At 62.1% G+C, this 23,067-nt stretch carries 18 protein-coding genes; 12 read left to right on the top strand and 6 right to left on the bottom strand.

The features are described 5' to 3' along the window. Positions 1-128: 128 nt before the first annotated feature. The 3 genes from BCO18175_RS25335 to BCO18175_RS25325 form a co-directional block, all read right to left on the bottom strand. The gene (locus tag BCO18175_RS25335) at positions 129-1,025 is read right to left on the bottom strand and encodes a GDP-mannose 4,6-dehydratase (RefSeq protein WP_174985210.1); all 897 of its coding nucleotides are present in this window, start codon (positions 1,023-1,025) and stop codon (positions 129-131) included. Between the two features lie 5 nt (positions 1,026-1,030). Next, positions 1,031-2,065 (bottom strand): GDP-mannose 4,6-dehydratase, encoded by a 1,035-nt coding sequence (gene gmd / locus BCO18175_RS25330; RefSeq protein ID WP_174985207.1) that lies wholly within the window; start codon positions 2,063-2,065, stop codon positions 1,031-1,033. Positions 2,066-2,213: 148 nt separating this feature from the next. Beyond that, the gene (locus BCO18175_RS25325; RefSeq protein ID WP_174985329.1) at positions 2,214-3,383 is read right to left on the bottom strand and encodes a polysaccharide biosynthesis/export family protein; all 1,170 of its coding nucleotides are present in this window, start codon (positions 3,381-3,383) and stop codon (positions 2,214-2,216) included. A gap of 143 nt (positions 3,384-3,526) precedes the next feature. Here BCO18175_RS25325 and BCO18175_RS25320 point away from each other — a divergent pair, with 143 nt between their 5' ends. The 6 genes from BCO18175_RS25320 (at position 3,527) to BCO18175_RS41125 (ending at position 12,414) form a co-directional block, all read left to right on the top strand. Continuing rightward, positions 3,527-4,681, top strand: coding sequence for a glycosyltransferase family 4 protein (locus BCO18175_RS25320; RefSeq protein ID WP_174985205.1), 1,155 nt, complete (start codon positions 3,527-3,529; stop codon positions 4,679-4,681). After that, complete coding sequence (locus tag BCO18175_RS25315) at positions 4,678-6,528, top strand: capsular polysaccharide biosynthesis protein (protein ID WP_254608166.1); 1,851 nt, start codon at positions 4,678-4,680, stop codon at positions 6,526-6,528. Before BCO18175_RS25320 ends, BCO18175_RS25315 begins: the two co-directional genes overlap by 4 nt. Positions 6,529-6,668: 140 nt before the next feature. After that, positions 6,669-8,096, top strand: a complete 1,428-nt coding sequence (locus BCO18175_RS25310) for a mannose-1-phosphate guanylyltransferase/mannose-6-phosphate isomerase (RefSeq protein WP_174985202.1) — start codon at positions 6,669-6,671, stop codon at positions 8,094-8,096. 201 nt (positions 8,097-8,297) lie between these two features. Further along, positions 8,298-9,110, top strand: coding sequence for a mechanosensitive ion channel family protein (locus BCO18175_RS25305; protein ID WP_174985325.1), 813 nt, complete (start codon positions 8,298-8,300; stop codon positions 9,108-9,110). 1,205 nt (positions 9,111-10,315) lie between these two features. After that, positions 10,316-11,905: a hypothetical protein gene (locus BCO18175_RS25300; protein WP_174985200.1), complete on the top strand. Its 1,590-nt coding sequence runs from the start codon at positions 10,316-10,318 to the stop codon at positions 11,903-11,905. A gap of 74 nt (positions 11,906-11,979) precedes the next feature. After that, positions 11,980-12,414 (top strand): hypothetical protein, encoded by a 435-nt coding sequence (locus tag BCO18175_RS41125; protein ID WP_438820511.1) that lies wholly within the window; start codon positions 11,980-11,982, stop codon positions 12,412-12,414. Between the two features lie 589 nt (positions 12,415-13,003). On the opposite strand, the gene BCO18175_RS25290 is transcribed toward BCO18175_RS41125, so the two are convergent. Further along, the gene (locus tag BCO18175_RS25290) at positions 13,004-13,687 is read right to left on the bottom strand and encodes a DedA family protein (RefSeq protein WP_174968379.1); all 684 of its coding nucleotides are present in this window, start codon (positions 13,685-13,687) and stop codon (positions 13,004-13,006) included. A gap of 173 nt (positions 13,688-13,860) precedes the next feature. Between BCO18175_RS25290 and mutL the strand changes: the two genes are divergently transcribed. Together mutL and miaA are read left to right on the top strand one after the other, a co-directional pair. Next, positions 13,861-15,858 (top strand): DNA mismatch repair endonuclease MutL, encoded by a 1,998-nt coding sequence (mutL, locus tag BCO18175_RS25285; protein WP_174985197.1) that lies wholly within the window; start codon positions 13,861-13,863, stop codon positions 15,856-15,858. After that, positions 15,855-16,829 (top strand): tRNA (adenosine(37)-N6)-dimethylallyltransferase MiaA, encoded by a 975-nt coding sequence (gene miaA / locus BCO18175_RS25280; protein ID WP_174985194.1) that lies wholly within the window; start codon positions 15,855-15,857, stop codon positions 16,827-16,829. The genes mutL and miaA overlap by 4 nt, the downstream gene beginning before the upstream one ends. A 5-nt stretch (positions 16,830-16,834) precedes the next feature. Here miaA and tetR read toward each other — a convergent pair whose 3' ends face one another. After that, a complete protein-coding gene (tetR, locus tag BCO18175_RS25275) occupies positions 16,835-17,467 on the bottom strand; it encodes a tetracycline resistance transcriptional repressor TetR (protein ID WP_174985189.1) in 633 nt (210 codons plus the stop codon). A gap of 63 nt (positions 17,468-17,530) precedes the next feature. On the opposite strand from tetR, the gene tet reads away from it, so the two are divergent. Continuing rightward, positions 17,531-18,730: a Tet(A)/Tet(B)/Tet(C) family tetracycline efflux MFS transporter gene (gene tet / locus BCO18175_RS25270; protein WP_174985186.1), complete on the top strand. Its 1,200-nt coding sequence runs from the start codon at positions 17,531-17,533 to the stop codon at positions 18,728-18,730. Between the two features lie 61 nt (positions 18,731-18,791). On the opposite strand, the gene purM is transcribed toward tet, so the two are convergent. Next, entirely contained in the window at positions 18,792-19,847 is a 1,056-nt protein-coding gene (gene purM / locus BCO18175_RS25265; RefSeq protein ID WP_006484927.1) for a phosphoribosylformylglycinamidine cyclo-ligase, read from the bottom strand. Between the two features lie 250 nt (positions 19,848-20,097). On the opposite strand from purM, the gene hda reads away from it, so the two are divergent. Genes hda through pcnB form a run of 3 tightly spaced genes read left to right on the top strand, consistent with a single transcriptional unit; the run spans position 20,098 to position 23,065 of the window. After that, a complete protein-coding gene (hda, locus tag BCO18175_RS25260) occupies positions 20,098-20,832 on the top strand; it encodes a DnaA regulatory inactivator Hda (RefSeq protein ID WP_217483926.1) in 735 nt (244 codons plus the stop codon). Positions 20,833-20,843: 11 nt separating this feature from the next. Continuing rightward, positions 20,844-21,521 carry an HAD family hydrolase gene (locus tag BCO18175_RS25255; protein ID WP_174913356.1) on the top strand — a complete coding sequence of 226 codons (678 nt, stop codon included), beginning with the start codon at positions 20,844-20,846 and terminating at the stop codon, positions 21,519-21,521. A gap of 5 nt (positions 21,522-21,526) precedes the next feature. Beyond that, positions 21,527-23,065 carry a polynucleotide adenylyltransferase PcnB gene (gene pcnB, locus BCO18175_RS25250; RefSeq protein ID WP_174985180.1) on the top strand — a complete coding sequence of 513 codons (1,539 nt, stop codon included), beginning with the start codon at positions 21,527-21,529 and terminating at the stop codon, positions 23,063-23,065. The last annotated feature ends 2 nt before the right edge of the window (positions 23,066-23,067 follow it).

Genomic DNA, 23,067 nt, shown 5'->3' with positions numbered 1-23,067 from the left:
CGTTGAGAAACCACGAGGGCACGTACCGGATACAGAGATAAAAATCCCTCCGGCCGCTACCCTCCACGTGCAAGCCACGACCATATGCTCCGGCGGCCTGCGAGGTGGGATGGAAAGCCATCGGCTCATTACCTGACATTCGTTCCCTCGAGCATCCACTCAAGCGTCTTATCAAGGTCGGAGCCCGGCTCCCAACCGGTGGCCAAACGCAATTTCTCATTCGAACCGATCAACTTGTGCACTTCGTTGGCGCGAACAAATTGCGGATTGACACGAATCTCAAGATGGTGGCCGGCAATTTGTTCCGCCATGGCCAACACTTTGCGCAGCGCGTAGCCATGCCCAGAACAGACATTGAATGTTTGCCCCGCAAAACTGCCGTCAATCAGCCGTGCATAGGCGGCGACCACCGACCTGACATCGGAGAAATCCCGAATAACGTCAACATTGCCAAGTTCGATTACCGGTCGCCGATCACGAAAGTGTTCAACGATTTTGGGCAGCAGAAAGCTAGTCGATTGCCCAACACCGGTATAGTTGAACGGCCGGACGATGGTAATGGGCAGTTTGTCCATCCACAGTCTTGCCATGAACTCCATCGCGACCTTGCTTACGGCATAGTCGTTCGCGGGACTGACAGGCGTCTCTTCGTCCAAGACTTCACGATCCGAGTTACCATAAACGTTCGCGCTGCTGGCCAATAGCACTGATCGCGGACTGCATCCGGATGCGCACATGGCCTCCAGCAGATTCCGGGTACCGACTACGTTTGTGTCGTAAATTGCGCGTGCATCTCCATGTGCTACAAGCGCAATGGCTGCCAGGTGCACAACGACATCGGGCCTGATTTCCCCAAGGGCCTGTTCGACCTGGGAGCGATGCAGCAGGTCGACGACGCGAGTCGTTGGCGAATCCGTATCTTGCCGATGACCAAAACCACATACCTCATGGCCTGCCGCTACGAGAAAATCCGACAGGAAGCGGCCGGTGAAGCCGCGTACCCCGGTGATCAGGACTTTCGCCATGAGTGTTAGAAGGAAAAGCCGGCTTTATTGCGGCGGATATCAGCTTCAACCATCATCTGGCAAAGCGCCTCGAGAGAAGTTTGCGGCTTCCACCCAAGTTCGGCGTGAGCCTTCTCCGGATTGCCGATCAGCAGTTCGACCTCGGCGGGACGATAGAACTTCGGATTGATCTTCACGATCACCTTGCCCGTCTTCTTGCACGTACCGATTTCGTCGGCACCGCTGCCGCTCCACGCGAGATCGATGTCGGTTGCCTTGGCCGCCATCGTCACAAAATCGCGCACGGTTTCCGTCCGGTTCGTCGCCAAGACGTAGGTATCGGGCTTGTCCGCCTGGAGCATCCGCCACATGCCCTCGACATACTCCTTGGCAAACCCCCAGTCGCGCTTCGCGTCGAGATTGCCAAGTTCCAGCACATCAAGCTTGCCAAGATGGATCTTCGCGATGCTATCGGTGATCTTGCGAGTGACGAATTCACGCCCACGGAGCGGCGATTCATGATTGAAAAGAATGCCGCTGCAGCCAAAGATGTCGTAGCTTTCCCGATAATTCACTGTAATCCAGTGTGCATAAAGCTTTGCAACACCATACGGGCTACGCGGATAGAACGGCGTCGATTCGATTTGCGGAATCGCCTGCACCTTGCCGAACATCTCGGACGTGCTGGCCTGGTAGAAGCGAATATCAGTGTTGACGATACGGATCGCTTCGAGCAGGTTCAGCGGTCCAAGCCCGGTAATCGCGGCCGTCGTGGATGGTTGATCGAAAGACACCCCAACAAAGCTTTGCGCTGCAAGGTTGTAAACCTCGGTGGCGCCGGTCGTCTTGAGCAAGTTGATGCTCGCACCCAGATCCGTCAGATCGTATTCGACGAGTCGCAGATTGGGATGCGAGTCGATACCGAGCTCCTCGATTCGCCAGAAATTTACCGAACTCGTCCGACGGTAGGTACCGTAAACCAAATAATTCTTCTCCAGCAGCAATTGCGCCAGATACGCCCCGTCCTGCCCAGTGATACCAGTAATGATTGCCGTTTTCATGTTTATCTCTGCAATTCAAAAAAGTACTTCAGATCGCCAATGAGTCAGCATATACGTTCATGCGAATACGCAACCAAATATTTCTGCATATCGAACTGGGCGATATTGCCAACGCGACACCCAACGATCAAATGCCTTAACCCTCAAATCACTTGAACGACTGCACCCCGGTCACGACCGGATACGCAACAGTAAACACCAGATTCAACATTTTCTGGAGTTCCGTAACGGGTGCATTTGATACGTAAATCAGATCCTTGTTGTCCACCATGAAATTCTGGGCAACAAAAAACGAACCTGGATCACGCAAGTTCACCCGATAAATCACAGGGACCTTATTATCCGCCGTGGTGCGCACCGGCTTGGACTGCCAGTCGAGCGCACCAGCATCCTCGAAACGAAAGACAAACACGCCTTGCGCATCTGCACGCGAGTCTTCCAGGCCGCCGGCTCGCGCGAGCGCCTGTGCCAGGGTAATACCCTGCGCTTCGAAGTTGATTTCCTGATTCTTGCCCGTCGCGCCCAGGGACGTAAAGCTGTAAGGCTGGAACAACGCGGTAACCACGTCTCCCGCGCGTAACGGTACGTTTTGACGCGGATCGCGAATCACGGTCGCGAGCGGAAGTGACGCCACGACATTGCCCCGCGTTACCTGGATCGTGATCTTGTCGATCGGCTGTCGGACGCCACCTGCGGAAGCCAAGGCATCGAGCACGCGCTCGCCGCGTGCGCTGAGCTGCATCCGGTTGCTGCTGGCCACATCCCCCACAATCGTGACATATGACGTCTCGTTGCGATCGAGTTTTACCAGCACCTGGGGATCATGCGCGATGCCCTTAAGCCGAGTCGTGATGTATTGCTCAAGCTGGGCCGGCGTTCGCCCGGCAGCTTTTACTGCACCAATGAATGGGATACGAATATTCCCCTCACCATCGACGGTTTGGGTCGGCAGCGTCGTCATGCGCGATCCGCCTGTCGCACCAGACTTGGCGTCCATTTCACCTGCCGAAAACAGCGTTGCAGGTGGTGCCTCCCAGATCAACACGGAAAGACTGTCGCCGACTCCGAGCCGCTGACTGAATTGCGCCCCGTCGCCCAGGACATCGACGAAACCGCCGAGCTTGCGCTCGGCGAAAAGTTTGCGCGCCACTTCGTCAGTGAGATCGACGATTTGAATTCCCGCCGGATTGCTTTCGGAGGCCGCGCTATTGACTTGGGACCGGCTGGGCCCGGAAGTCGGAATGGCCGAGCAGGCGCTCAGGCCGACCACACCACATGCGGCCCAAGCCAGATATGTACGACGATAGAAACTTGCCATGTTTTGATGCGTTCCGGTCATCATCTAGAATCGGCTTGGATTGTCTCACGATGTAGAATATATTTGCGCGCGATTGGCAGAATTCCTCAATCCATCCGTTGCTACTCGCACACGTCCATCCGTCAAGACAAAATATTTCATCCGTGTTAAACGTATTCTTGGACGTATCTCGACTCCTGTCGCGCCTGGCCAAAGGACAATTACCGACAGGCGTGGATCGCGTCGGGCTGGCCTACGTGGAGCGCTACCACGACAACGCGCGTGCGGTACTCAGCGATCTCGGGTTTTCCAAAATTCTGTCCGAACGGGATTCGCGCAGGATATTCAGCCTGCTACTGCAATCGACCACGCCCTCCAAGACGCGAATACGCGTTCAATCTACTTTCAGTCTGTTGACACCCGTAAGTGGCACTTTCGACAGGGCCGTTCTCCTGCATACCAGCCACAACGGCATGGAGCAGCCACGCTACTACCAAGCCATGAAACGTCGCGGCATTCGGTCAATCTTCATGATCCACGACCTGATACCGATCACGCATGCCGAATATTGTCGTCCGGGAGTCGGCCCGGTTCATCGCGCGCGCATCCACACCGCGCTGCGCCATGCCGACGGCCTCATCATGAACTCGCAGGACACACTCAACGCACTGACCGCGGAAGCTCATCGCGCCAACCTGTCGCTGCCGCCTACGGTCGTGGCTCGCCTGGCACCGGGAATCGCAGTACACGACAGTGTATCCAGCCCGCTCGACCAGCCCTACTTCGTCATGCTTGGCACAATCGAGCCTCGAAAGAACCACTGGTTCATGCTGCATATCTGGCGGGAACTTGTCGCCCGGCTCGGCAAGAGAGCGCCCAAGCTCGTTATTATCGGTCGCCGCGGATGGGAATGCGAAAACGTCATTGACATGCTCGAACGCTGCGAAAGCATCCAGGATGCCGTGATAGAACATTCCGACTGCAGCGACGCACAATTGCGCGCCTGGCTGCAGCATGCGCAGGCACTATTATTCCCGTCCTTCGTGGAAGGCTACGGCATGCCACTCGTCGAAGCGCTGACGCTCGGAGTCCCCGTGCTAGCAAGCGATCTCGGGGTGTTCCATGAAATTGCCGGAGATATTCCGGACTACCTCGACCCATTCGATGGTCCAGGTTGGTCCGCACGCATTCTCGCATATGCACAAAGCGACAGCCCCGAGCGCAACACACAGCTTGATCGCATTGCAGACTTCGAGATCCCCACCTGGCAAATGCATTTCCGCCAGGTCGACGCATTTATTGACGCACTGTCTTCGTGAAGACGAACATCTACCGGCCCACCAGCGCCCCAGGCGTATGGGCAAATGACATCCTGCCACGCAAACGCGGGCCGTTACTTTCGTGGTTTTGTGCGCCGCTTGCAACTCGCACCGCAGAAACTTGGATCCGCTGCATCGATGACGAACTGGCGAAACACGCGACCGACAGCGAAACGGTCGGCTTGCAGCAGTTGATGGAGCGATTTCGCGCAGCCTGTGTCTTCGACCCTGCTGCTTCGCCATCGCGCCCCCACCCCGATCTGGCCGCGTCGACCAGGCAACGCGTTCTGCTGATCGACGAACCGGTCTCGGACGCATTCGGCACACCGCGTCCGGTGCGCCGTCAGGCATTCAAAAAGATGATCTCAGCTGCGCGCAACACGCATCCAGACGCGGAATTGTGGCTAGCGCGCAGCGGTGTGAACAAGCGCACAGAATGGTTGTCCGCCCGTCATCCCGAAATATGCGCGGTTTCGCGATCCATTGACCCTCTCGGATCGCTGTGTACGTCACTCCCCCATTTCCAGCATGTTTACACCGTATCTGCACCCGAAGGCATGCAAGCACTGTTGTGTGGCGTACCGGTACACGTATTTGGTCGCCCCTACTACGCGGGATGGGGCCTCACGCACGATGATGCCGTTCAGCCTACGCGTCAGGCCAGCGTAACAATCGATGCTCTGTTCGAAGCGATGTTCGTACGCCTATCCCGGTATATTGATCCGGAGACCGGGACAATCGGCGAGCTGGACACGTTGCTTGCCGCAATCGCAACACACCGTGCGACGGCGCGGCGTTTCGCCGATGTGGGTAGCATTGCGGGAATCCGCTTCCAGTGGTGGAAACGGCCGTTCGCCAAACCCTATCTCACCGCAGCGGGGACACGACTGCGCTGGATCGATCGGCTCGACGAACTTCGCGCTGGTGAATATGCCGCGTTCTGGGGCGCCCGCTCGTCGACAGGCCTTCCACCCGAGACGCCCATGATCCGCATCGAGGACGGCTTCCTGCACTCGGCGGGTCTAGGTTCGGATCACGTCGCACCCTGCAGTCAGGTTATCGACCGCTTAGGTATTTATTTCGATCCGAGCCGGCCAAGTGATCTCTCAGTGATCCTGAACGAGGCCGAGTTTTCCGACGCGGAACTTTCTCGCGCCAGAACATTACGTGAAACAATTTCAAACGCCGGATTGACGAAATACAATCTGGGGCGCCGCCGCCCGACCTGGCACGCACCGCCCGGGAAAACGGTCATACTCGTCCCCGGTCAAGTCGCCGACGATGCATCCATTCGCCTCGGCACAAGAAACATCTCGACGATTGAAGATCTCGTGAACCAAGTCCGCCTGCATCGTCCTGACGCATTTCTCGTATACAAACCGCACCCAGATGTGTTGTCCGGAAACCGGCAGGGTGTTGTTGAGGCTAACGGCAATGCGGATATCGTCGATACCGAATCCGATCTTGCGTCTCTGATCGAAGTTTCCGACGAAGTTCACACTCTATCCTCGCTGTCCGGCTTCGAAGCCCTCATCCGCGGCAAGCAAGTCCATACCTACGGGCTGCCATTCTACGCCGGCTGGGGCCTCACGCACGACAGGCTCCCACAGCCATGGCGCGAACGCAGACTGACTCTGGACATGCTCACCGCGGGCGTACTGATTCGCTACCCAGTTTACTGGGACTGGACCTGGGGGATATTTACCACACCGGAATCAGTTGTCGGCAAAATGAGCGCATCCGCATCGCGGCCGCTCGAAAGAATCGAAGGCAACCGAATGCGGCCGTGGTTGAAAGCCTGGCGCTGGAGTCGGAATGGCATTCTGCACCTTCTTTCGCGCGATTGATCATGCCGTGTTCGATTGAAATTAAGCGGAGCACTCGCTCATCCAAAAACAACACGTGTCTGCAAAATTTCGAGAAAATGGCACACTGATTTCAAGACAGGCAACTCTTTCATCAGCATCTCAGCAAGGTCGAGTGATTCATGAACATTTATCCGGTGATTCTCTGTGGTGGCAGCGGTACACGGCTTTGGCCAATGTCGCGGGGTGGCTACCCGAAGCAATATCTAAAACTAGCAGGAAAACACTCGCTAGCACAGCAGACTGCGCTGCGCCTTGCCGACATTCCGGATGCGGCAGCGCCAATTGTCGTTTCGAATACCGAGCAACGGTTCATCATTTCCGAACAACTACGCGCCGTCGGCATCACGCCATCCTCGGTCATACTTGAACCGGTTGGCCGCAATACGGCCCCCGCGATCGCCATCGCGGCACTGGTTGCGCTGCGAAGCGCACCTGATGCATTACTGATGGTGCTACCGTCGGACCATATCATTCTCAACGAGCAGGCATTCATCAAAGCGGCTTGCACAGCCGCGAAAATCGCCGCAGATAATCATCTCGTCACGTTTGGTATCAAGCCGGATTCACCACATACCGGATACGGATATATCCGCTGCGGCTCGACTATCTCCGAGGAATGCGCCGCCTACACCGTACAGGCTTTCGTCGAGAAACCCGACCACGCGACGGCCGAAGCCTTCCTCGACGATGGCGGCTATTACTGGAACAGCGGCATGTTCATGCTAAAGGCATCGACATACATGGAGGAATTGCAACGCTTCGAACCGGAGGTCGCCCGACAGGCCGAAGCTGCACTCCACGGAGCCACCTGCGACGCCGACTTTATCCGTCTCGATGAAACCCAATTTTCCGCCGTACCGAATATCTCGATCGACTACGCGGTAATGGAGCGGACCGAGCGTGCCGTCGTGATCGCCGCATCCGACCTCGGCTGGAATGATATCGGTTCGTGGGCGTCACTCGCCGAGATCGCAGACAAGGACGATAACGGTAATGCGCAGTTCGGGGACGTATTCACCTACGATACCCGCAATGCTTACGTTCGCGCGGAGCACCGCATGGTCGCCACGATCGGTGTCGACAATCTGGTGATTGTCGAGACCGCTGACGCCGTTCTCGTCGCTCATTGCGACAAAACCCAGGACGTCAAGAAAATTGTCGAGTGGCTCAACACCTCTGGCCGTCATGAATCCATCACGCACCGCAGAGTCGTGCGTCCGTGGGGCGATTACGAAGGCATCGACCAAGGCGACCGCTTCCAGGTCAAGCGTATCGTCGTGAAACCAGGTGCACAACTCAGCCTTCAGATGCACCACCATCGCGCTGAGCACTGGATCGTCGTGAAAGGCACGGCACTTGTCACGAACGGTGACAAGGAAATAATGCTGACCGAAAACCAGTCGACCTACATCCCGCTCGGCGCAACCCACCGGCTGAAGAACCCCGGCAAGATTCCGCTTGAACTGATCGAAGTCCAATCGGGTGCATATCTCGGCGAGGACGACATCGTCCGCTTCGAAGACACCTACGGCCGCGCAGCCTTGTAACGACAGCGATTTCCGGATCACGCGCCGACTTTGGCCGCGATCTGACTCTCACCAACGGGCAGTATGCGCACGCGTCCTGCCCGTTTTTCACTACGTCGCGCAATGTAAGGCGGGTTGCCCGCCCCTCACAGGTCGAGTTATAAAAGCGCCACCCACCCTGGTGCATGCGCCGCCCTTTTTACTCTTGACTTCGGAGAACGCATGATCGATCTCGCCACCGCGCAACAATTCCTGATGACCCGCGGCCTGGACTTCGGCCTCAACCTCCTCGCCGCGATCGTGTTGTGGTTCGTCGGCCGCTGGGTGATCCGCATCGGCACCCGCCTGCTCAGCAAAGTCGTGCGCCGCAGTGGCAAGATCGACCCGACACTGACCGACTACCTAACATCCGTCGTCGGCGTACTGCTGACTATCCTGCTGATCCTCGCAATCCTGCAGATCTTCGGCGTTCAGACGACCTCGTTCGCTGCCCTGCTCGCCGGCCTCGGCCTCGCGATCGGCACGGCCTGGGGCGGCCTGCTTGCGCATTTCGCCGCAGGCGTCTTCATGCAGGTGCTGCGTCCATTTAAGATCGGCGACGTGATCAATGCAGGTGGCGTCACCGGCACGGTCAAGGAACTCGGCCTGTTCGGCACCACGATCATCACGCCCGACAACATCGTGACGATCGTCGGCAACAACAAGATTTTTTCGGACAACATCGCTAACTACAGCGCAACGTCGCACCGTCGTGTCGACCTGACCGCGAAGATTGCGAACGGCGTCGATGCGGTCGACGCGATCAACCGCCTGAAGACGTCGATCCAGCAGATCCCGAACGTGCTGACCAATCCCGTGCCGGACGTCGGCGTGCTGCAGTTCACGCCGGAAGGCCCGCTGCTGTTCGTGCGTCCGTCCACGCAGCCTGAGCACTACTGGCAGGTGTACTGCGACACCAACCGCGTAATTCTTGAGACGTTCCGCGACGCGCGATACCCGACGCCCGAAACGCCAGTCTCGCATCGCAACGCGTAGTGGCAGCGCACGGGCGAAAAAGCGTGGCAACCGCCATGCTCAGACTATCGACAAACCCTCGCCAAGCGCGAGGGTTTTGTTTTCAATAGCGGGATGCCGAATACCCCAAAGCCCACTCAGCGCAAATTAGAGATGACCACGGGAAACTCATACCGAAGGCCAAGTGTTGTGCCCTGTCGACATATGGGGAATTTCGAATTCATCCGCGAGAAACCTGCGCATCCGATGCGTGGGCCACGGCTGTCCAAAGCCCGCCCCGGGCGTGTGTTCAAGCCGCTGTTCATCGGCAACCTATATGAATGCGCCATTGGCACGGCGCCACGACTTCGTCGCCAAATATGCCGGAAACCGCGATGTCTCGAATTCGCCAACGAGGCAATGTGATGTAATCAACGGTAACAAAAAGGATTATCGCACTCTCCCCGTGCGCGAGTACGATGAGCGCCAGCGCGGGCAAACAATATGCCCCCATTAACAGAAGAGAGCGCGATGTCGAGCCGGGAGACGCCTTGCACGGAAATCAAAGGGAGCAGCAAAAAGTCACTTTCGAAATCTGTGCGATATCAATGATGTTTGATTTTTATCGCCGGCACGAAAGGTATTATTCCGCGTCGCTGAGCCGGGACATTCGATATCCGAAACGTGATCTGGACCAGGCCCCGCTCCGCCGATTCGTCATCCCGGACAATCAGGCGCTCGACGTTGGCGCGAATATCGACTTCATCGCCCCGAGTTGCTCAAGGAGGCCGATGCGCGTCGCTCAATCGCTGCTGCCCCAATTCCTGAACTTTATGCAACGCTCGCGACGGTGGTTACCGACTGCGTCGTACACGTGGTTCGGCATCCCCTCTGATCCATCGACGCACCACAAATCGAGCGCCGTGATTTCGAGATCCGAAGTCAGGGTACCGAGGGGCCAGACGGCGATGCACAATCACGCGCAACGGGGTACTGCGTCACTGCCCGCCCCATGCCATAACCACCGAGATTTTTGGCGATCTGCAGCGTGCGTTCCGACACCGGTTAAGCGGGACACGACCACGATCTAGAATTCGCAGATGTCGACGTCGCGCCGAGCGACATGCATCACTATATAAATCCGACGTTTGTGTTTTCTCGCGAGACAGCCGCCTGACGCGGCTTGTCTCTGTCATTGATGCACTCGCGATTCATTCAATAACCTGCAATAGACAGTCAATGGATTCATGCTGGAATTGAGACGACGACCGCACATCGAAGAGGTGGTCTTCGCTGACGATTTTTTCCGTTCGCGCGAGAACGGATTGCCGCTGGCGTCACCGGTCAACCGCAAGTTCTTGCGTGCCTTCTTCGGGACGGCGGCTTCGAGACTAGGTTGGCGCGTGCGGGAGATCTGTTCTTGCTCGCAGGGCGGGAACATTCCGGTGCGCAAGGTCATGGAGGCACTGGACTTACCGCAAAGCCCGGATGGATGGGCCGCAGCGTGCACAACTGACTTGAATCAGGCCACCGAGCTACTGAGTTCGCTGGCCTTGACGCCCGCTACCCTGGTGATTGGCTGGGGCTTGCCGCCGTCCATCATGCAATACGTAGACAGCCACGGAGCCGCATTCATCGACGTGGAAATCCACTCGATCCGCTTTACCCGTGATCTGCATCTGGCAATGCGCACCAACGACATCGGGATCCAGCGTGTCCTGGAGCGGCTGCGTATCGACGAGGAAATGTTCTGGTCTGCTGCCGCCAGCTTGCGTGCTCACTTTGCACGGCGAGGACAGTCATCGATCGTACGGCCGAATCGGAGCGTCGGGGTCTTTGTTGGGCAGATGACCGTTGATCTTGCCGTCGTGCGCGGCGGCTGCATTACGCACCCCGTCGACTTCAGCAAGCAAATTAGTGATTGGGCAAAGGAAGTCGATCTGCTGGCAGTTCGACCTCATCCTGCGCAGACCGATACGAGCCACCTGCACGCGCTACTGGAACAAGTACCCAACGCGGTGCTTGTAGGCGGCAACACATATAGCCTGCTCTGTGCGGACAATCTTGCATTCGTTGGATCAATATCCTCCGGTGTGCTCAACGAAGCCGGCTATCTCGGGTGCAACGATATTCGGCGATTGCTCGACGACGATCGCAATAGGGTCAGTCTTTTGCCGGCGACCTGCTCGTCGTGGATACCCGTCAGGCCCGAGGTGGCCAGCGTTCGCTCGCTAAGGGCTTTCTCCCGTGCGAGACAGCGCGCATGGCACTGGCCACTGCCTCAACGTTCGGCAGACACACTGCCGTCGTTTCCCGAGGATGTGCTCAACCAGATTTTCGGCTACCGCTGGGGATTGGATCCAACGGCGAACGGCCTTCCGGAATTGCCAACGCTAGCTCCGGGACAATCGCTCAGCATGGCACTGGATACGCCTGGCGCTGCATGCTCCATCTTCGGATACGGCTGGTACTGGCCTGAAAATTGGGGGGTGTGGAGTGCTGAAGTGCGTGCGTCGCTGACCATTCCGCTGAGCCTTCCCGAACCCGTGTCGCCTAGCTGCGACTTCGAACTCACATTGCACGGTCACGTGTTTGCGCCCGGCTCGGTGACTCCGCCGACCATACGCGTCGTGGTCAATGGCCACGAATGTCAACTCTCCCTTTGCCAGGAGGGAAGTATGGAGTGGGTCGTCCGACTCGACGCCGAGGCCGTCAAGCACCGGTTGCTGGCCATCTCCTTCGATGTGCAAGGGGCATTACGGCCATGTGATGTTGGGGGAAATTCAAACGATGATCGAACTGTCGGGATTGGACTCAAATACGTCACGCTGCGCTAAAGCAAGGGGCGCGCCCGAACTACCGGCACAACAAAAAGGAATTAGCCAGCCTTCCGCGCACGAGGAGCATTCATGTGCCCCCTCTGAAAAATGTCCGTCGTCGCCGAGCTTGGTACAAGCGCTATCGCGGCCCACGACTGGAGCGGCTGGCGTGGCTGGGCCGCCACCAACGAGTGACGGAGCGGTACGCCAAGACCTGCGAGAAGCTGCTTCAGGCCTCCAGTGTACAGGCGGTTGCGGTGCTCCTGAAGGTGGCGAGCTTGGCACGCAGCAGGTTCTATCGCGAGATCGGTACATTGGACGTCGACGGCCGGAATGCTGAACTCAAGATGCAAGTCCGTATGGTGTTCAAGCGCAACAAGGGCCGCTACGCTATTCGGCGCGTCACGGCTACGATCCAGCAGGCCGGTCATCTCGTAAGCCACATGGGCGCGCAGAGGCAAAGCAATGCCGCAATTGCAACTGAAGTCCATGGTGCGCCCGATGAAATGCGGCTCCTAGCGAGGTGAAGTCGGCCAAGCGGACCCTACTTGCCGCAACGTCAGTTTGGTGCTCGACAGCCACAACCAGAAGTGGGTGGTGGATGTGACGAAATTCAATATCGGCAGGCGAAGCCGTGTCTGTCGCCGGTGATGGACCTGTACGACAGCACGCGTGGCTTACCAGATGGATCGACGTCCAAGCTTCGAGCTTGTCATCTGCATGCTGAAGTAGGCGCTGGCCAAATTCCGATGCCAGGACAACGCGTTATCGCGTCTGAATCTAGACTAGCAGTACCAAATGCCGGTGTTGAGCAATACAAGCTGACCCTGAGCATGTCGCGCAAGAGCGATGCCACGACAATGCCGCGGCAGCAGCTGCTTCGGCACGTCGAGCCCGAGTGCTGCTCGGGAAGTATAGCTTCACTTGCGTGGAGCACTCGCGCGACACGCTAGATCCGCACGACTACAACATCCAACACATCAAGCTCAAATTGAAACGGAGTTGAGTTTCATGCAACACGGAACTCTGGCCTTGGGCTTTTAGTTTTACCATCCAACTTATGGGTTCAGTCAAAATCGCCACGCTTTTCCATTTCACCGAAAACGAAGCTCCCGCTCAACGCCCGCCCGTATTCTGCGCATTATCCGACTGCCGCCCGCGCACCAGCTTCCACACGGCACCAAGCGCAACCGGCACGACCGCCGCCCCAATCCCGACCAGCACGATCACGTTCAGGTACTGACGGATGAACGGGATGTTGCCGAAGAAATAGCCGAGCAGTACGAGCAACAGCACCCACACCAGCGCGCCAACCACGTTGAACAGCTGGAAGCGCGCGGCGCTCATCGACGACGCCCCCGCGACGAACGGCGCGAACGTACGCACGACCGGAATGAAGCGCGCGAGCACGATCGTCTTGCCGCCGTGCTTGTCGTAGAACGAGTGGGTCTTCTGCAGCGCGGCGCGATCGAGGAAGCGCTCGAGCACCGGGATATGCGTGTTGAACACCTTCGGGCCGACCCAGCGGCCGATCAGGTAGTTGACGGTGTTGCCGGATATCGCAGCGACCAGCAGCAGCACGATCAGCAGGCCGACGTTCATCTCGCCCGTCGCCGCAAACGCGCCGCCGATGAACAGCAGCGAATCGCCCGGCAGGAACGGGAACACGACGAGCCCCGTCTCGCAGAATACGATCAGGAACAGCACGAGATAGACCCAGGCGCCGTACTGCCGGATGAAATCGCCGAGGAAGGCGTCGATATGCAGGACAAGATTGACGAAATGAAGCAGCGTATCCAAATGCGATTCCTCGATGGCGAAAGGGCCGGAACGGCCGAAAAAGGCTGAAGCGCCCACCGGTCAAGGCCGGGCGTGTTACGGACCCATGATACCGAAACTACCTTAAGGCTCCGTGAAAAAACGTAACCGCCAGTCGCCCCGGCACGCATTCGCCGCCTCGCTATAATTCGGCCATGTCCGATATCACCGAAACGGCCGCGGGCGCCGCGCCCGCCCCTGCTCCGCGCCCGCTGCGCGCGATCCAGCCCCTGCCCGACCAGCTGATCAGCCAGATCGCCGCCGGCGAGGTCGTCGAACGCCCGGCGTCGGTCGTCAAGGAACTGCTCGAGAACGCGATGGACGCCGGCGCCAGCACGCTGCGCATCGTGCTGGAAGAAGGCGGCGTCAAGCGCATCTCGATCACCGACGACGGCTGCGGGATTCCACCGGACGAGCTGGCGCTTGCGCTGATGCGCCATGCCACCAGCAAGATCCGTTCGCTCGAGGAGCTCGAGGCGGTCGCCACGCTCGGGTTCCGCGGCGAAGCGCTCGCATCGATCGCGTCGGTCGCCGAGATGTCGATCACGAGCCGGACGGCCGATGCCGCGCATGCGATGAAGATCGACGCGCAGACGGGCGTGCTGTCGCCCGCCGCTGGAGCGACTGGCACGACGATCGAGGTGCGCGAGCTGTACTTCAACACGCCCGCACGGCGCAAGTTCCTGAAGAGCGAGCAGACGGAGTTCGGCCACTGCCTGGAAATGATTCGCCGCGCAGCGCTCGCGCGGCCGGACGTCGCGATCTCGGTGCTGCACAACGGCAAGGCGGTCGAGCACTGGAATGCGACCGAGCCCGCGCAGCGCGTCGCGAAAATCCTCGGTGACAGCTTCGCGACCGCGCACCTGCCGCTAGACGAGCAGGCCGGCCCGCTTGCGGTCTACGGCTGCGCAGGCCTGCCGACGGCGAGCCGCGGGCGTGCCGACCAGCAATACTTCTTCGTCAACGGCCGCTTCGTGCGCGACAAGCTGCTGACGCACGCCGTGCGCGCGGCCTACGAGGACGTGCTGCACGGCGACCGCTACCCGTCGTATGTGCTGTTCCTCGACCTGCCGCCCGAAGCCGTCGACGTGAACGTGCACCCGTCGAAGATCGAGGTACGCTTCCGCGATTCGCGCTCGATCCACCAGTACGTGTTCCATGCGGTCCAGCGCGCGCTGGCGCGCCACGCGGGCGCGTCGCCGGAAACCACGGCGGGCGGCCATGCCGCGCAACTCTCACCGGCGCCGCGCGGGCCCGCTTCGTTCCTGGATACACCGCTCGGCCAGAGCCAGCAGGGCAACGCGCTCGGCAGCAGCGGCTTCTCGCCGTCGTCGTCCTCATCGTCGGGCAACACCTGGATGCGTCAGGCACGGATGACCCAGGGCACGCTGCCCGTCGCGCAGCCGCTCGCGCTCTATGACGCGCTGTTCGGTCGCAAGGACACGGGCGCGGGTACGCCGGACGGCACGACGCCCATCGCCCGCGATTCGGCCGACGCGCCGTTCGCGCCGCTGCCGGGCTTCTCGGCTGGCTTTCCGGCTTCGCCGATCGCCGCCACCGCGCACGACGAGCAGCCGCTCGGCTTCGCACTGGGCCAGATTCACGGCATCTACGTGCTCGCGCAGAACGCGCACGGCCTCGTGATCGTCGACATGCACGCGGCACACGAGCGGATCCTGTACGAACAGTTCAAGAACGCGCTGGCCGACCGCTCGGTCGCCGTGCAGGCGCTGCTGCTGCCGATCTCGATGACGGCCACGCCGGTCGAGATCGGCACGGTCGAGGAAGAACGCGACACGCTCGAATCGCTCGGCTTCGACCTGGCGGTGCTGTCGCCGACGACGCTCGCGATCCGCGCGGTTCCGGCGCTGCTGAAGGATGCCGACCTGCAGTCGCTCGCGCGCGCGGTGCTCGCCGACCTGCATGCGTTCGGCGGCTCGCGCGTGCTCACGGAGCGCCAGCACGAACTGCTCGGCACGCTCGCCTGCCACCATGCGGTGCGCGCGAACCGGCGCCTGACGCTCGACGAGATGAACGCGCTGCTGCGGCAGATGGAGGCGACCGAACGCGCGGACCAGTGCAATCACGGCCGGCCGACGTGGTATCAGCTCACGCTGAACGATCTCGACCGCCTCTTCATGCGCGGCCAATGAGCCCGGCACCGCACGCCAGCCCGACGACGATCGCCTGCCTGCTCGGCCCCACCGCTTCGGGCAAGACGGCCGCGGCGCTGGGGCTCGCCGCGCGCCGCCCGATCGAGATCGTCAGCGTCGATTCGGCGCTCGTCTACCGCGACATGGATATCGGCACCGCGAAGCCGTCGCGCGACGAGCGCGCGAGCGTGCCGCATCACCTGATCGACATCATCGATCCGGCCGACGCGTATTCGGCCGCGAGTTTCCGCGCGGATACGCTGCGCCTGATCGGCGAGATCACCGCACGCGGCCGCACGCCGCTGCTCGCGGGCGGCACGATGCTGTACTACAAGGCGCTGACGCAGGGGCTCAACGACCTGCCGGGCGCCGATCCGGACGTGCGCGCGACACTCGATGCCGAAGCCGAGCGTGACGGCTGGCCCGCGCTGCACGCACGGCTCGCGCAAGTCGATCCCGACACGGCCGCGCGGCTCGCGCCGAACGATTCGCAACGGATCCAGCGGGCGCTCGAAGTGTTCATGCTGAGCGGGCAGCCGATGTCGGTGCTGCTTGCCGCGCCGCGCCGCACGGACGATGCGGCCGCCGCTTACCGCTTCGTGCCGGTTGCGCTCGAACCGTCTGATCGCGCGGTATTGCACAAACGGATCGCACAGCGCTTCGACGCGATGCTCGACGCGGGCTTCATCGATGAAGTCGAGCGGCTGCGCCGTCGCGAAGACCTCCATCCCGACCTGCCGTCGATGCGCTGCGTCGGCTACCGGCAGGCGTGGGAATTCCTCGACGGCGACACCGACTACCGGACGATGCGCGACAAGGGCATCTTCGCGACGCGCCAGCTCTGCAAGCGCCAGATCACCTGGCTGCGCGCGATGCCGGAGCGGATCGTCGTCGACTGCATCGCGCCGGACTCGACAGCCCGCGCACTCGACGCGCTCGAACGCGTGCTCGACGGCAGCACGCCGGGCTGACCGCGTCAGCCGTGCTCGCGCGCGGCCAGATGCGCGCGGGCGCCATCGACGATCAACGCGACGCCTCGCTCGAACGCCTCGTCGCCGCCGCGCGCGCGCAGCGCGGCCCAGCCCTTCGCGAGCAGCGGATACTCGGCCGCGTCGGGCAGCGGCGCATCGGCGTCGCCGTCCGGTTCCGCCTGCTCTTCCAGCACCCATCCGACCACGAAGCGGCCCAGCGCATACATCACGTCGACCGCCTCGTCCGGCGCGAAACCCGCGTCGCCGAGCAGCGCGACCTTGCGTTCGATCGAGCTGAAGTGCAGCGCGCGTGGCCGCGTACCGGCATGCAGGCGAGCACCGTCGCGATAGGCCAGCAGCGCACGACGGAAACTGCGCGCGTTGTCGAAAAGCCACACATCCCACGCCTCACCTGGCTGCGGCAGCGACGCATCGTGACGCTCGAGCATGATCGCCTCGGCCATCGCGTCGAGCAGTTCGGCCTTGTTCCGGAAATGCCAGTAAAGCGTCGGCGACTGCACGCCGAGCCGCTCGGCGAGCTTCCGCGTCGACAGCCCGTCGATGCCGACTTCGTCGAGCAGTTCGAGCGCCGCGCGCAGTACCGTGTCGCGCGTCAGCCGCGCCCCTGTGTCCTTCATCTCTATCACCGATAGGGAAAGCTGTGGAATAATCGCCACTCTATCACCGATAGAGTTACGTCCTTGAATCCGTCCCTGATTGCCATCCTGGCCACTGTCCTGCTCGACGCGATCGGCGTCGGGATCGTGATGCCGATCCTGCCCGGGTTGCTGCGTTCGCTGGCCGACGCAGGCAGCACCGACACCCACTACGGGATACTGCTCGCGCTGTACGCGTTTGCGCAGTTCCTGTGCGCACCGCTGCTCGGCGCGCTGAGCGACCGCTTCGGCCGCCGGCCCGTCCTGCTCGTGTCGCTCGCCGGCGCCGCGCTCGACTACCTGCTGATGGCGCTCGCGCCGACGCTCGCCTGGCTTTACGTCGGGCGGCTGATCGCGGGCATCACCGGCGCGAACGTCGCGGTCGCGACTGCGTACATGACCGACGTCACCGCCGAACCCGACCGCGCACGACGCTTCGGCCAGCTCGGCGCGATGATGGGCATCGGCTTCATCGCGGGCCCGTTGATCGGCGGCCTGCTCGGCGCGCTGCATGTGCGCGCGCCGTTCGTCGCGGCCGCCGTACTCAACGCGCTCAATCTCGTGCTCGTCTGGCGCGCGCTGCCGGAATCGCGGCCGCGTTCGGCCCGCGAAGGCCATGCGGTCGGCGCGCTCAACCCGTTCGCCAGCCTGCGCCGGCTGAACGGCGCGCCGGCGCTCGTGCCGCTGATCGGCATTTACGTGATCGTGGCGCTGGTGTCGCAGGCACCCGCGACGCTGTGGATCCTGTACGGCCAGGAACATTTCGGCTGGTCGACACCGATCGCGGGGCTGTCGCTGGCGGGCTACGGCGCGTGTCACGCACTCGCGCAGGCATTCGCGATCGGGCCGCTGATCGCGCGGCTCGGCGAGCGCCGTGCGCTCGCGCTGGGCCTCGCGGGCGACGCGCTCGGGCTCGCGGCGATTGCGTTCGCGACCGCCGCGTGGGTGCCGTTCGCGCTGCTGCCGCTGTTCGCGGCGGGCGGCATGACGCTGCCGGCACTGCAGGCGATGCTCGCGCGGCAGGTCGACGATGCGCGCCAGGGTGAACTGCAAGGCGCGCTCGCGAGCGTGGCGAGCCTGATCGGCGTCGCGGGGCCGCTGGTCGTCACCGCGACCTACGCGGCGACACGCGCGACGTGGCCAGGGCTCGTCTGGGCCGCGGCCGCACTGCTTTATCTGCTCGTCCCGCCGTTGCTGGCCGGTGCGCGCGCCGCGAACTCAGGCGCACCGCGCCCGTCGGCATGAAAAAAAGCCGCCCGGATCGACTCCGGGCGGCTTTCCTTGCTGCATCTGCTGCGGAAGTGCGTCAGACCACGACCGTCTGCGCCTCGCCTTCGCGGGTCGCACGCACGGTGCCGATCTTCCACACCTGCTCGCCGGCGGCGGTCAGGTCGGCGATCGCTGCGTCGGCATCGGCCGCCGAAACGATCACGGCCATGCCAATGCCGCAGTTGAACACGCGGTGCATTTCCGCGTCGGCGACGCCGCCGTGCTCCTGCAGCCACTTGAACAGCGGCGGCAGCGGCCACGCGTTCTGGTCGAGCTCGGCGGTGAGGCCTTCGCGCAGCACGCGCGGAATGTTCTCGACGAGACCGCCGCCCGTGATGTGCGCCATGCCCTTCACCGACAGCTTCTGCATCAGCGCGAGCAGCGGCTTCACGTAGATGCGCGTCGGCGCCATCAGCGCGTCGGCCAGCGAGCGGCCGTGGAAATCGGCCGACAGGTCGGGGTTCGCGCGCTCGATGATCTTGCGCACGAGCGAGAAGCCGTTCGAGTGGATGCCGCTCGATGCGAGGCCCAGCACCACGTCGCCTTCGGCGATCGTGCTGCCGTCGATGATCTTGCTCTTCTCGACCGCGCCGACCGCGAAGCCGGCCAGGTCGTATTCGCCGTCCGGGTACATGCCCGGCATTTCGGCCGTTTCACCGCCGATCAGCGCGCAGCCCGACAGTTCGCAACCCTGCGCGATGCCCTTGACGACCGTTGCAGCGGTATCGACGTCGAGCTTGCCGCACGCGAAGTAGTCGAGGAAGAACAGCGGCTCGGCGCCCTGCACGAGGATGTCGTTCACGCTCATCGCGACGAGATCCTGGCCGACCGTGTCGTGTTTGTTCAGATGAAACGCCAGCTTGAGCTTGGTGCCCACGCCGTCGGTGCCCGACACGAGCACGGGCTCCTTGTACTTCTTCGGCACTTCGAACAGCGCGCCGAACCCGCCGATGCCGCCGAGCACGCCGTCGCGCAGGGTTTTCTTCGCAAAAGGCTTGATCTTGTCGATGAGCGCGTCGCCCGCGTCGATGTCGACGCCTGCGTCGCGATAGGACAGACCCTGAGCGTCAGGAGCGGATTTCGGAGGATTCATGGGGGAATGCGAGAAGGTCGGTAAAATGCGATTTTACCCGAAGCCGGCCCGTTGGCCGGAATTCCCAGCACCGAATCGTCAGGGATTGCATCTTGGTCAACACGTCCCCGTTTTCATCGCCGAGCGAACCGCGCCGAAACCGGCGTGGCGCCGTGCGTGCGGTCGCGCGTGAAGCCCGTGAAGACGCAGTTCCCGGCGCGTGCCCGGCGTACGGCGCGCGTATTTTCAACCGACCCGCATTGTGACTGTTGTGTCCCGTCAACTGACGCTCGATCTCGGCACGCCGCCGCCCGCCACGTTCGACAACTTCATCATGAACGATGAGAACGACGAGCTCATCTCGCGCCTGCAGAAGCTCGACCTCGCGCTCGCGGCGGGCCCCGTGCCGGATCGGTCGTTCTATATCTGGGGCGAGCCCGGCTGCGGCCGCACCCACCTGCTGCAGGCGCTCGTGAGCGATGCGTCGTACGGCTATGCGCGCTACCTGACGCCGCAGAGCCCGCTCGGCGCGTTCACGTTCGACCCGCGCATCGGCATCTACGCGATCGACGACTGCGACCGGATGAGCGACACGCAGCAGGTCGCGCTGTTCAACCTGTTCAACGAAGTGCGCGCGCACCCGTCGAGCGCGTTCGTCGCGGCAGGCCCCGCGGCGCCGCTCGCGCTCGACGTGCGCGAGGATCTCCGCACGCGCCTCGGCTGGGGGCTCGTGTTCCACCTGTCGCCGCCGTCCGACGCCGGCAAGATCGCCGTGCTCAAGCTCGCGGCGAAGGAGCGCGGGATCGCGCTCACCGACGACATCGCCGCCTACCTGCTGACCCATTTCCGCCGCGACATGCCGAGCCTGATGGCGCTGCTCGACGCGCTCGACCGCTTTTCGCTCGAGCAGAAACGCGCCGTCACACTGCCGCTGCTGCGCCGCATGCTGGCGCGTCCCGGCGACGACATCACACCACCGGGCACGGGCCCGAACCGCTTCGAGTAAAATGCGCTTCCATGACTAATCTGGCACTCTTTGACCTCGATCACACGCTGATCACGACCGATAGCGACCACGAATGGGGCCGCTTCATGGTGAAGCTCGGCATCGTCGACGCGGAAAGCTTCTCGCGTCAGAACGATCAGTTCTTCGCCGACTACAAGGCCGGCAAGCTCGACATCCACGCGTACCTCACGGCGATGCTCACGCCGCTCGCGAAATATTCGCGCGCGCAGCTCGCCGAATGGCACGCGCAGTACATGCACGAGGTGATCCGGCCCGCAATGACACCCGCCGCGCTCGAGCTCGTGCGGAAGCACCTCGATGCGGGCGACCTGTGCTGCGTCGTGACGGCGACCAACGAATTCATCACGCGCCCGATCGCATCCGCGTTCGGCGTCGACACGCTGATCGCCTGCGAGGTCGAAACGACCGACGGGCATCCCGATTCGCCGTACACGGGCCGGCCGACCGGCACGCCGAGCTATCGCGAAGGCAAGATCGTGCGAACCGAAGCGTGGCTCGCGTCGCTCGGCAAACAATGGAGCGACTTCACGCACACCTATTTCTACAGCGACTCGCACAACGACATCCCGTTGCTCGAGAAAGTCACCGACCCGATCGCGACCAACCCTGACGACACGCTGCGTGCGCATGCAAGCAACCGCGGCTGGCGCATCCTCGATCTCTTCTGAACGTCGTGATCAAAAAATTCATCCGCAAGCTGCTCGGTCAGGACGAAACCGAGCAAACGTCTCCCGCAACGGCCCCGGCCGACGAAGCGGCCCATGCTACCCCGCGCGCCCCGAAGGGCGCCCGCGGCGGCGACGCGAAGAAACCGCGCAGCAACCATGAGCCGACCGTCGTGCCGGCCAGCGTGCACGGCATCAACCCGGCGCTGATCTCGAAGAATGCCGTGCGCGTGACCGACACGCTGCAGCAGGCGGGCTTCCGTGCATTCATCGTCGGCGGTGCGGTACGCGACCTGCTGCTCGGCATCGCGCCGAAGGACTTCGACGTCGCGACCGATGCAACGCCGACCGAGGTGCAGCGCCTGTTCCGCCGCGCGCGCCTGATCGGCCGCCGTTTCCAGATCGTCCACGTGCAGTTCGGCCAGGAGCTGATCGAGGTGTCGACGTTCCGCGCGCTGGTCGACGCACCGCCCGAGGCGGCCGCCGCCGAGCCGCCGAAGCGCCTGAAGCGCGACGAACTCGATCGCCGCACGCACGCGGTCGACGCGAGCGGCCGCGTGCTGCGCGACAACGTGTGGGGCGAGCAGCACGAAGACGCCGCACGCCGCGACTTCACGATCAACGCGATGTACTACGACCCGTCGACGCAGACGGTGCTCGACTACCACGACGGGATGGCCGACGTGCGCGCCCGCCTGTTGCGGATGATCGGCGATCCGGCCACGCGCTTCCGCGAGGATCCGGTGCGGATGCTGCGCGTCGTGCGCTTTGCGGCGAAGCTCGGTTTCGAAATCGAGCCGCATACGCGCGAGCCGATCAACGCACTCGCCGACCTGATCAACAACGTGCCCGCCGCGCGCCTGTTCGACGAAATGCTGAAACTGCTGCTGTCGGGCCACGCACTCGCATGCCTGAAGCAGTTGCGCAAGGAAGGCCTGCACCACGGGCTGCTGCCGCTGCTCGACGTCGTGCTCGAACAGCCGCAGGGCGAGAAGTTCATCACGCTCGCGCTGAACAACACCGATGCACGCGTGCGCGCCGGCAAGCCGGTATCGCCGGGCTTCCTGTTCGCGACGCTGCTGTGGCACGACATGCGCCAGCGCTTCGAGCAATACACGGCGGAAGGCGAAATCCCGGTGCCGGCGCTCCATCGCGCGATGGACGACGTGCTCGACATGCAGACCGAGAAACTCGCGATCCACAAGCGTTTTTCGGCCGACATGCGCGAGATCTGGGGCCTGCAGTTGCGCCTCGAGAAACGCTCGGGCCGCAGCGCGATGCGGCTGCTGGAACACCAAAGGTTTAGAGCGGGGTATGATTTCCTCCTGTTACGCTGCGAATCCGGCGAGCTCGATGCGGAAGTCGGACAGTGGTGGACGGATTTCATCGAAGGCGACGCGGCCGCTCGCGAGGCATTGCTCACGCAGGGCGGCACGAAGGAAAAATCGCCCCGCAAGCGGCGCCGCCGCGGCGGTGTGCGAAACCGCAAGCCGGGTGAAGGTGCCGCCGAGCAGGCACCGGACACCTCGGACGGTTCCGACGACTGACG

Origin of the sequence: Burkholderia lata (genome assembly GCF_902499335.1) — a bacterium.
Taxonomy (GTDB): Bacteria; Pseudomonadota; Gammaproteobacteria; order Burkholderiales; family Burkholderiaceae; genus Burkholderia; species Burkholderia lata_B.
The sequence above is the reverse complement of the archived record's forward strand: the minus strand, read 5'-3'. Positions and strand labels throughout refer to the sequence as shown.

Coding starts and splice junctions, on each gene's coding strand:
- BCO18175_RS25335 (WP_174985210.1), bottom strand. CDS start 1,025: ATGGCGAAAGTCCTGATCACCGGGGTACGCGGCTTCACCGGCCGCTTC.
- gmd (WP_174985207.1), bottom strand. CDS start 2,065: ATGAAAACGGCAATCATTACTGGTATCACTGGGCAGGACGGGGCGTAT.
- BCO18175_RS25325 (WP_174985329.1), bottom strand. CDS start 3,383: ATGGCAAGTTTCTATCGTCGTACATATCTGGCTTGGGCCGCATGTGGT.
- BCO18175_RS25310 (WP_174985202.1), top strand. CDS start 6,669: ATGAACATTTATCCGGTGATTCTCTGTGGTGGCAGCGGTACACGGCTT.
- BCO18175_RS25305 (WP_174985325.1), top strand. CDS start 8,298: ATGATCGATCTCGCCACCGCGCAACAATTCCTGATGACCCGCGGCCTG.
- BCO18175_RS25300 (WP_174985200.1), top strand. CDS start 10,316: ATGCTGGAATTGAGACGACGACCGCACATCGAAGAGGTGGTCTTCGCT.
- mutL (WP_174985197.1), top strand. CDS start 13,861: ATGTCCGATATCACCGAAACGGCCGCGGGCGCCGCGCCCGCCCCTGCT.
- miaA (WP_174985194.1), top strand. CDS start 15,855: ATGAGCCCGGCACCGCACGCCAGCCCGACGACGATCGCCTGCCTGCTC.
- tetR (WP_174985189.1), bottom strand. CDS start 17,467: ATGAAGGACACAGGGGCGCGGCTGACGCGCGACACGGTACTGCGCGCG.
- purM (WP_006484927.1), bottom strand. CDS start 19,847: ATGAATCCTCCGAAATCCGCTCCTGACGCTCAGGGTCTGTCCTATCGC.
- BCO18175_RS25255 (WP_174913356.1), top strand. CDS start 20,844: ATGACTAATCTGGCACTCTTTGACCTCGATCACACGCTGATCACGACC.